This window comes from Actinoalloteichus spitiensis RMV-1378 (assembly GCF_000239155.1).
Taxonomy (GTDB): Bacteria; Actinomycetota; Actinomycetes; order Mycobacteriales; family Pseudonocardiaceae; genus Actinoalloteichus_B; species Actinoalloteichus_B spitiensis.
Genome location: NZ_AGVX02000455.1, coordinates 1 through 10,479, shown reverse-complemented (window position 1 = coordinate 10,479; position 10,479 = coordinate 1). Strand labels below are relative to the sequence as shown.

2 protein-coding genes and 1 pseudogene are annotated in these 10,479 nt (G+C 74.6%); all 3 read left to right on the top strand.

Annotation, left to right across the window (positions count from 1 at the left end):
• Positions 1 to 2,751, top strand: a 2,751-nt coding sequence (locus ACTIDRAF_RS0219010) for an SDR family NAD(P)-dependent oxidoreductase (protein WP_016700314.1), incomplete at its 5' end; no start/stop codon positions are given.
• An 88-nt stretch (positions 2,752 to 2,839) separates the two neighbouring features.
• The gene (locus tag ACTIDRAF_RS29805; RefSeq protein ID WP_016700313.1) at positions 2,840 to 10,249 is read left to right on the top strand and encodes a type I polyketide synthase; all 7,410 of its coding nucleotides are present in this window, start codon (positions 2,840 to 2,842) and stop codon (positions 10,247 to 10,249) included.
• Positions 10,246 to 10,479, top strand: a pseudogene (locus ACTIDRAF_RS29800) (hypothetical protein); the annotation flags it as partial. The gene ACTIDRAF_RS29805 and the pseudogene ACTIDRAF_RS29800, both read left to right, overlap by 4 nt.

The following is a 10,479-nucleotide window of genomic DNA, read 5'->3' as shown; positions in this document are numbered from 1 at the left end:
ACGTTGGACGACCTGGTGGACGTGTTCGTTCGCGGCCAGGCCGAGCACTGCTCGCAACCGCCCGGTGAGAGCGTCGGGGAACCGGACGTGGTCGGTTCGGGTGGGGTGTCGGTGGTTCCGTCGCGGGATGAAGTGCGGCGGGTGTTGGTGGAGGTGGTGGCGGAGCGGACGGGGTACCCGGTGGGGATGGTTGATCCGTCGATGGACGTGGAGGCGGATCTGGGGGTGGACTCGATCAAGCGGGTCGAGGTGGTGGGGGCGTTGCGGGAGCGGTGGCCTGGTGCGGGTGGGGTGGGGTTGGCGGAGTTGGGGGAGTGCCGGACGTTGGACGACCTGGTGGACGTGTTCGTTCGCGGCCAGGCCCCCGACCAGGCCCCCGGTGCCGCCAGGACCGCCGACTCGGCGTCGGTCGAGGAGGTGGCGACCGACCCAAAAGGTGAGGGCGGTCCCGCCGTGGGGCGGCGGTGGGCCCGCCCGGTCGAGGTGCCACCACCCGACGTCGTGGTCGACGCCTACCGGCCCACGCCCACCGCGCTGCTCGCCGGTGACCTCACCGAGGACCACGCCAAGTGCTTCGCCGAGGCGCTCACCTCCGAGGGGTGGGCGGTCGGGGAGGAGAACCGCGACGAGGGCACGCCCCTGGACCTCGTCGTCTACCTGGCGCCACGCCCCGCGGACCTCTCCGCCGCCCGGGACGCGTTGCTGGCCGCCCTCATGCTGGCGGCGCGGAACCTGGAGCGGCTGACCGGGCGCCGCGACGGGCACCGGACGACCTTCCTCTGCGTGACCAGGACCGACGGCCAGCTCGGCTACACCGGTGCCGACCTCGCCAGCGCCGCGCTCGGCGGCCTCGCCGGACTGGTCCGCACCGCCGCGCTCGAACATCCCGAACTCTTCGCCAGGGTCGTCGACCTCGACGCCCGGCTCGCCCCCGACCGGGCGGCGACCCTCCTCCTGCGGGAACTCCGGGACGCGGACACAGGTCTCCGCGATGTCGGCTGGGACGCCGACGGTGTGCGGCGGACCATCGGCCTCAGCGACCGGGAGGACCGGCCGGGACTGCTGCCCCTGCCCACGGGGGCGGCGCAACCCGAACCGAGCGCGGAGGACCTCCTCGTCGTCACCGGTGGCGGGCGGGGCATCACCGCGGCCTGCGCCGTCGGCCTGGCACGGGCTCACCAGCCGGGTCTCGTGCTGCTCGGCAGGTCGCGCCTCGAGCCCGACCCGGGGTGGGCGGTGGGAGTCGAGGACGTCGACCTGCGGGCCGCGGCGGTGCGGGCCCTCACCGCCTCCGGTGGCCAGCCCACGCCCCCGGAGGTGGAACGAGCGCGTCGCCGGGTGCTCGCCGGACGCGAGATCCGGCGCACCCTCTCCGATGTCGAGGCCGCCGGATCGCACGCCGAGTACGTGGCGGTGGACATCACGGACCCGGTAGCCACCTCACAGGCCCTCGAGCCCTACCACCGACGGGTGACCGGGGTGGTCCACGGGGCTGGCGTGCTGGCTGACCGCCGGCTGGTGGACAAGCGTGCCAGTGAGATGACCGAGGTCCTGGACGTCAAGATCACGGGCCTGCGGAACGTGCTCGACGCCCTCGACACCGACCACCTCCGGCACCTGCTGCTCTTCTCCTCCGTGGCGGGCCTGTTCGGCAACCCGGGCCAGGCGGACTACGCCACGGCCAACGAAGCCCTCAACCGACTGGCCTGCGTCGTCCGCCGCCACCATCCCGGCACCACCGTCCACTCCGTGAACTGGGGCCCCTGGGAGGGGGGCATGGTCACCCCCGAGGTCGCGCGGATCTTCGCGTCCCGAGGCGTTCCGCTCATCCCCGCGCGCACCGGCGTCGCGCGGTTCGTCGAACAGTTCACCCCGGCCCGCGCCGCCGACCTGGTCTGCGCGGTCGGGCCGGACACGCCGCTCGCGCCGACCACACCCGTTCGGGAGCCGACGACGACCGTGGAGCGGTCCCTCCACCCCCTCGTCGACGAACCGGTCGTGTCCGACCACCGCGTCGGCGGGGCCGTCGTGCTGCCCGCGACCTTCGCCCTGGGCCTCGTGTTGAACGTCGCTCGGCGACTGCGACCCGAAGTCCCCGTGCACCAGGTCGGTGACTTCACCGTCCTCAGCGGCGTCCGGTGGTCCGAGGACGACCCCGCGCCGCTCCGCGTCACGGCCACCGAGACCGCCGAGGGGGTCCGGGTGCTCGTCGCCACTCCGGACGGCCGCGCCCGGTACCGGGCGCTCCTGCCCCCGCCACCGGAGCGGCCCGCGCTGCCGGTCAGGCTGTCCGGGCTGCCCACGCCGGGCGGCGGGCGAACAGCGGCGGAACACTACTCCGACGGCACCCTGTTCCACGGGCCGAGCCTGCGCGGCCTGCGTCGCGTCCTCACCGAGGCCCCCAGGCTCGTCCTGGAATGCCAGCTCCCGGACGTGGCGGTCGCGGCCGGTTCCTACCACGCCACGAACTACTCGCCGGTGCTGGCGGACCTGCTCCTGCAGGCGGCGCTCCTCCGGGCCCGGCTGTCCACCGGCCAGCCGGCGCTTCCCACCGGCATCGGCACCGTGGAACTGCACGGCCCGCTGCCCGACGGCGCCCCGTTCCTCGTCGCCGTCGACGGGATGACCGGGGGCCCGAACCCCCGGTGCACGGTGTCGGCCGTGACACCGGACGGGAGGCTCCTCCTGCGGTTCACCGACGTCCTCCTCGTCCCGCACGCCGGCCTCCAGGACCAGTTCGCGGACTCGTGAGCGCCGTCGTCCCCTCCCAGCCACCCCACCGGGGCCACGGCCCCGTCCCCACGGAGGTGCCCATGCCCCACGCCGCCGGTCGCACCACATGACCGGGCAGGAGATCGCCGTCGTCGGGATGGCGTGCCTGCTGCCAGGCGCCCGGAGTCCCGAAGAGCTGTGGAGGCTGCTCACCTCAGGTGGCAGTGCCCTCACCCCCGCCGACGAGACCCGCTTCGGCACCTCCCCCGAGGTTCCCGGTGGATGGGGCGATCCCGACCACCACCTGGTGACCACGCTCGGGGGTTGGGTGGACGACCTCCCGCTCGACCTGGGGGGACTCCACCTGCCCGAGGACCAGCTGGCCCGGGAGGACAGGGTCGTGCGCTGGCCGCTCGCCGTGGCCCGCGCGGCGCTGCGCGACGCGGGCGTCGATCACCGTGACCACCATGCCGCCGGGCGGACCGGTCTGGTGCTGGGCGACTACTCATTCCCCACCGCGAACTCGGTGCGAGCCCGTCGACCCCTCGTCGACCGCGCCGTGGCCCACGGCCTGCGGCAGGCCGGGTTGGGCGGGCCGGTGCCGGAGCGGGTGCCGCCCCGGCACCCCGGTGCCGCCCCCGGGGACGCTCGACCCCTCGGTCAGCCGGCCGCGGTCCTGGCCAGGGCGCTCGGTCTCGGCGGGCCCCGGCTGGGCCTGGACGCCGCCTGCGCCTCCGCCCTGTACTGCGTCGCCCTCGCCCGTGACTACCTGCTCACCGGCGCCGCCGACACCATGCTCGCGGGTGCCGTGTGCGCTCCGGACGAACTCCTGCTCCAGCTGTCCTTCTCCGATCTGGGCGCCTACCCCCGGCACCCCGCCCGCAGCCAACCCTTCGACGCGGATTCGGAGGGCATCGTCACCGGCCAGGGGGCGGGGGTGCTGGTGCTGCGCCGTCTCGAGGACGCCGTGCGTGACGGCGACCGCGTGCTGGGCGTCCTGGAGGCCGTCGGGCTGGCCGGCGACGGTGCGGGCCGCCACCCGTTGCGCCCCCGGATGGAGGGGCAGCTGGCCGCCTACCGCGCCGCCTACGCGCAAGGGCCGGACCCGACCACCGTGGACTACCTGGAGTGCCACGCCACCGGGACCCCGCTGGGCGACCGCACCGAGATGTCCGGCATCGCCACGTTCTTCGGTGGGGCGGGACGGCTACCCGAGATCGGGTCCGTGAAGGGGCAGCTCGGCCACCTCCTCACCGTCGCCGGGTTCAGCAGCCTCGCGAAGGTGCTGCTGGCGTTCCGGCACGACTGGCTCCCACCCACACCCGGAGTCGTCAGGACCCGCCGACCGGCCACCGCCGAGGCTGTCGCCGACCGGGTGCTGCGCATCGGACGGTCCTGGACCGCCGGGGACCGGCCCCGCCGCGCCGCGGTCTCCGCCTTCGGGTTCGGTGGGATCAACGCCCACCTCGTGCTCCGCGACCACCCCCGCGCCTCCCCCTCGGGGCCGGGGGGCGCCGGTGCCGGCGGGACCATCGCACTGACCAGGGCGTTGTCCACCGGGCGGGACACCACCCTCGGCGAGGACGACCGGACGCGCCTCCCCGACCACGATCCGTGCCACCGCGACACCGAACCGGGCGGCGGCTCACCGGCCTCGACGCCTCCGGCGACCCCGCACCCGGCCGGCACACCGGTCGACCACGAACCAGGGGAGACGCGGTCCAGCGAGACCGGAACCCCGCCGGGCCCGGAACCGGCCACGACCCGCTCCGGAGCCTGCCCCCGACTCGGCATCACCGGCCTCGGGATCCGCCTCGGAGAACTCGACGACGTCCGGCACCTCGACGCCCTGCTCCGCGGCATCCCGAGACCGGCCCGCCCGGCCACCACCACCGACCACGGGGGACCCGGCCGCGACCTGCCCGCGCCCGGCCCGGCCTACCGCATCCCGCCGGGGGACCTGCGCAACGCCAACCCGCAGCACCTCGCCGCGTTCGCCGCGGCGGACCAGGCGCTCGACGACGCCGGCTACCCGTGCTGCCTCCCGGGCCACCGCCCGGAACCACGGCGGGTCGCGGTCATCGGAGTCCTCGACCTGGAACCCGACGCCCACCGGCACCGGGACCGGTTCGACATCGGCGCCCGCGTCCGCGCCGAATGCCACGGCCTGGGGGCCGACATCCCGGCGGCGCGGCTGGACGAGCTGGAACGCGCCGTGCGGGACGCCGTGCACGAGCCGCTCAGCGTCAACGAGGTCCTCAGTTACGTCGGCAGCGTGGTGGTGAGCCGCATCGCCGCCTCCCGGAACCTGACCGGGCCGGCCTTCACCCTCTCCGCCGACGACACGGCCGGCGCGCGGGCGGTGGAGGTCGCCGGGCTGCTGCTGCGCGACCCCACCGTGGAGGCCGTCCTGCTCGTCGATGTCGACCCCGCCGGGGACACCGACCTCGCCCGGGGGTCCGAGCCCGCCGACGATCCCGGTCCGGGGAGGTCCGCCGTCCACGGGGCGGCGGCGGTCGTGCTCGTCCGGGCGGAGGACGAGACGACCCGGCACTACGCCGTGATCCGGTCGGTCGCGATACGGCATCTCGACGAGGCAGCCGACGAGCCGGGCAGGGCGACCTCCGACGCCGCGTCGCTGGCTCTCCGCGCCGCCGGTGTCCCCGCCGAGGAGATCGACCATGTGGAGCTGGGCGGCTGGACGGAGCGGGACCGCACCGTCGAGGCCCAGGCGTTGTCGACGGTGCTCCGGGCCGCACGGCCCTCGGTGGGCGCGCTCGGCCCCTCGACCGGCGTCGCGGCCCACGCGATGACCGTCGCGGCCCTCGTCGGACTGGCCTGGTCCCTGCACCGCGCGGAACTCCCGGGCGCACCGAGCGACCTGGGCGGCGTACCCGGCACCGGCTTCGTCGTCCCGGGACGCCCCCGCCCCTGGTTGCCGACCCGGCGGGGTGAACGCCGGTTCGCCAGCCTGAGCGTGCCGGACCGGGGGACGGGCGCCGCGCACCTCGTCCTCTCCGACAGTGAACGGCCCCGCCCCCGACCAGTGGTCGAATGGGACCGGGGCGGCCGCATCCTGCTCCGGCTGACCGGGGACACGCCGGAGGAACTCGTCGCCCACGCCGCCGCGTGCCGGCGACGGCTGGCCGGGGGAGCACCCCCGAGGAGCGTGGCCCGCACCGCCACCAGCCTGCCAGCCCGGCGTCACCGGGCGGTGCTCGTGGCCGTCGACGCCGAGTCGCTCCACGCCGAGTTGCTGGCGGCGGAACGGGACCTGCCCACGGTGCTCGGTTCCGGCGGCGAGTGGGCCACCCCGGCGGGCAGCTACGCCACGGCACACCCCATCGGACCGGCTCCGGTCGCCTTCGTCTACCCCGGGGCGTTCACCGGCTACCCCGGACTCGGGAACGAACTGTTCCGCATGTTCCCGCGCCTGCGGCAGCGGTTCGAACGGGAGGCGGAGGAACCCAGGGCGGCCTTCCGGACCGAGCGGTTGTTCCCGGCTGCCGAGCACAGGCTGACCAGGGAGGAGCTCCTCCGGCACGAGGCCGACCTGCTCTCCGACATCCCCTCCATGCTGGTGGTCGGGACGAACATGGCGGTCCTGCACACCCAGCTGCTGCGAGACGAGCTGGGGCTGACCCCGGACGGGGGGATCGGTTACAGCCTCGGGGAGAGCAGCATGCTCTTCGCCACCGGGGTGTGGGACCACACCGCACGGGACGACCACGCGCTGACGAGGACCAGCCTGTTCCGGGACGGGCTCCGGGGACGCAAACAGCTGGTCCGCGACCAGTGGCAACTGGGTGACGAGGTCGAGGACGACGAGATCTGGTCCACCCACGTGCTGCTCACCCGGGCCGACCTGGTAAGGCACCACCTCGACGGACTGGACCGCGTGTTCCTCACCCACGTCAACTCGCCCACCGAGGTCGTGGTGGCGGGAGACCCGCGCCAGTGCCGGCTGCTGGTCGAACGGCTGGGTGTCTCCTCGGCGAGGGCACCGGCCAACCACGTCATGCACTGCCCGCTCGTCGCCGCCGCGTCCGACGAACTGGTCGCCCTGAACACCTACCCGTCGGGCGAGGCCCCGGCGCGCATCAGGCTGTTCGGGACGGGGGCGAGCGGGCCGCTCCAGCTGGAGGCCCACGACGCTGCCTCGCACGCCAGGCGGATCGCTGCCGGGCTCGCGGAGACGGTCGACTTCGCCGGGCTGACCGAAAGCGCCTACCGCGAGGGTTTCCGGTACTTCGTGGAGGTCGGCCCCGGCGCGACCTGCACCCGGTGGGTGTCGGCGACGCTGGCCGGACGGGATCACCTGGCCGTGTCCGTGGACCGGCGCGGCGCTCCGGCGGGTGCCGCGATCGCCGCCGCCGTGGCCAGGCTGGCCGCCCACGGCGTTCCGATCCGCCTCGACGCCCTCACCGCTGGACCCCCGGACCCGACGACCGCCGATCGCCCTGCCGGGTGGCCGGAGCGGGTACCGCGACAGCGGACATCCCTGCCCGACCGGATCGCCCGAGCGGCCCGCGCCGTGCTCGCCGCGCCGTCCACCGACACCGGACGGCGCACCAAACTTCCCGAGGGAGTGGCCCTCGACCGGGTGGTGCCGGTTCCGGTGCGGTCCGAGCACCGAACACCTGTCAAGCACGCGTCCGCTGGCGACGATGAGATCAGCATGGAGCGGACGCCCTTCGTGCAGCTTCCCGACCCGGAGGCGCGCCCCCGGCCTGCCGGGTCGACGCCGTGCGCGCCGTCCGCGACGGGGCACCCGCCCGCACACCCGGAGACCGTCGACCGGCGAGCCCACCTGCTGGGGGCACTGGCGGCCCAGGTCGCCGAGGCGCACCACGCCGCGCTGCGGGCGCAGGGCAGCCTCCAGGCGCTGGCGCTGCGCGCTCTGACCACCAGGCAGGACAGCGGGACGCTCCCGCTCCCCACGCCCGGACCCGTCCGCACCGGGCCACCCGCGGCCGCGTCCCCGGCCTCCGGTGCGGCGGCACCACCAGAGGCGGATGAGGTGCGTGCGCCGCTTTCGACCCGCTCCGCCGCGGCGGCCGAGCCCCCTCCTGGCCCCCCGAGCCTCCCACGCCCGACGGCGTCCGGTAGCACCGGCAGCGGTCCGGTGTGGAACCACGAGGACCTCGTCACCTTCGCCGAGGGCCGGCTCCACGACCTGTTCGGACCGGCGCACGCCGAGGCGGACACCTACCGCCGACGGCTGCGGCTGCCGGCCAGGCCGTACCTGCTCATCAGCCGGGTGACCTCGGTCGAGGGGACCCCGGGCGCGCTGCGACCCTGCCGCATCACCACCGAGTACGACGTTCCCGACGACGGCCCCTTCACCGTCGACGGCAGCCTGAGCTGCGCGGTGGCCATCGAGGCCGGCCAGGGGACACTCCTCCTGCTGTCGCTCCTCGGGGCGGACGCGCTGAACCGGGGTGAACGGGGCTACCGGCTGCTCGACAGCACCGCCGTCTTCCACGACAGGCTGCCCCGCGCCGGCCAGACCCTCCGCTACGAGATCACCATCGACCGGTTCGTCCGCGACGGAGAGACCCTGCTGTTCTCCTTCCGCTACCGGTGCTACTCCGGTGACGCCCTCGTGCTCGAACTGCGCAGGGCCACGGCGGGCTTCTTCCGGGACGCCGAACTCGACGGTTCGACGGGGCTGTCCCCCCAGAACCTGCGCCGGGCGCTGTCCCCGCCCGGCGAACGGGGATGGTTCAAGCCGATCGCCCGGACCGACCGCTGCGCGTTGAACCGCCTGGAACTGGAACGGCTGGCCGCCCCGGGCGGCGCCGCCGCGGTGTTCGGCGCGGAGTGGGACCAGGGCGGCGCCAACCCCTCGGTCCGACTGCCCGGGCCCGACCTGCTGCTCCTCGACGAGGTCACCGCCATCGAACGGACCGGCGGCAGCAGGGGACTGGGGGAGGTCCGGGCCGTGCTCCACCACCGCCCCGACTCCTGGTACTTCGCCGCCCACTTCCCGGACGACCCCGTGCTCCCCGGGTCCCTGCTCACCGAGGCCGCCGTCCAGATCGTGCAGGTGTACGCGCTCTTCCTCGGCCTGCACCTGGTCCTGCCCGACGCCGAGTTCCAACCGGTTCCGGGACTGGAGACCACCGTCAGCTGCCGGGGCCAGGTCACCCCCGGTTCCCCACCCGTGCGCTACCGCGTGGACGTGACCACCCTGACCCTGCTGCCCCGGCCGACCGTGGTCGCCGACGTCGTGCTCACCGTGGCCGACCGGGTCATCGGGGTCATCCATGACCTCGGGATCCGACTCCGGGAGAAGCCGGGGACTCCGTACCGCCCGGAGCGGGGAGGCCACCCCGCCGCGTTCCTCGGCCGCCGGAACGCCCTGGGACAGCCGGCCGTGATCAACGAACTGCACCTCGCGCACGCCGCGCGCGGTGACCTGGAGACCGCGATGGGCCCGGAGTTCGCGGTGCACCGGGGACGACGCGCGCCGCACATCCCCAACGGGGACTTCCAGTTCGTCGACCGCGTGATGGCCCTGGAAGGGGTCCGGGGCAGCTTCACCCCGGGTTCCCGGATGCGCACCGAGTACGACTCGCCCCTCGACGCCTGGTACTACCAGGACGGCGCCACCCCTGACCTGCCCCACTGCGTGTGCATGGAGACCGCCCTCCAGGCCGCGATCCTGCTCGGCTACTACCTGGGCGCCACGTTGGGGAGCGCGGACGCCGAGCTGTCGATCCGCAACCTGGAGGGTGAGGCCACGCTCGTCGCCGACCTCGACACGCGGGGGCGCACCATCAGCCACTCCACGGAGTTGCTCTCCCACGAGGAGGCGCCCGGTGCCGTCCTCCAGTCCTTCCGGTTCGAGCTCTCGGTCGGGGAAACCGTCTTCTACACGGGGCGGTCCCTGTTCGGCTACTTCACCCGCGACGCCCTCGCCCGCCAGGTGGGGCTCGACGCGGGCCGGCACGTCCCCACCTGGCTCGACGCCCAGGAGGCCCTCGGGGTCCGTCCCCGCTGGGTCCCGGTGCCCGACACGAGTTCCGACACGCTCGGAGTCGGCACGGGACGGCTGCGGGCGCTGGAGGGCATCGAGGTCGTCGACGGCGGCGGCGTCCACGGACGCGGGTACCTCCGGGGCCGCCGCCGGGTCAGCCCCGACGACTGGTACTTCTCCCGCCACTTCCACCAGGACCCGGTGATGCCGGGCTCCATCGGAGTGGAGGCGGTCCTCCAGGGGCTGCGGATCTTCGTCCTGGACTCGGGCCTGACCGCCGGCATGCGGTCTCCCCGGTTCGCGCTCCCGGTGGGCCGGACGTCGTCCTGGAAGTACCGGGGCCAGGTCCTCCCCGAGGACGGCGAACTCCTCTTCGAGGCGCACGTCAAGGACGTGCGCCGCCTGCCTGGTCGGCTCCAGGTGGTGGCCGACGCGAGCGTGTGGAAACCCGGGCTGCGGATCTACGAACTCACCGACGTCACCGTCGAGGTACGCGAACCCGACGCCCGGGCGGGCACCACGGCCTGTGAACCTCCTGAGGAAGGACGAGCATGACGCAGTCCGCGACCGGCGAGCACCGGTCTCCGGATGGGACCGAGACGAGGTCCGACCCCGCCGGGATCTACCAGGTCCTGGCCCGGTTGGAGGAGCCGTGCTTCGTGGTGTCCACGGAGTCCGGGTACGCGCTCACCTCGGTGCGACCGGCCTCGGGGGTGGTGGCCGCCCACGGTCCGCTGCCGCCGAGCGAACTCGGCTCGGCGGCCTTCCGCACCGCCCATGGCCTC

Excerpts from the sequence above, each read along its gene's own strand:
- ACTIDRAF_RS29805 (WP_016700313.1), top strand. The coding sequence starts at position 2,840 with ATGACCGGGCAGGAGATCGCCGTCGTCGGGATGGCGTGCCTGCTGCCA.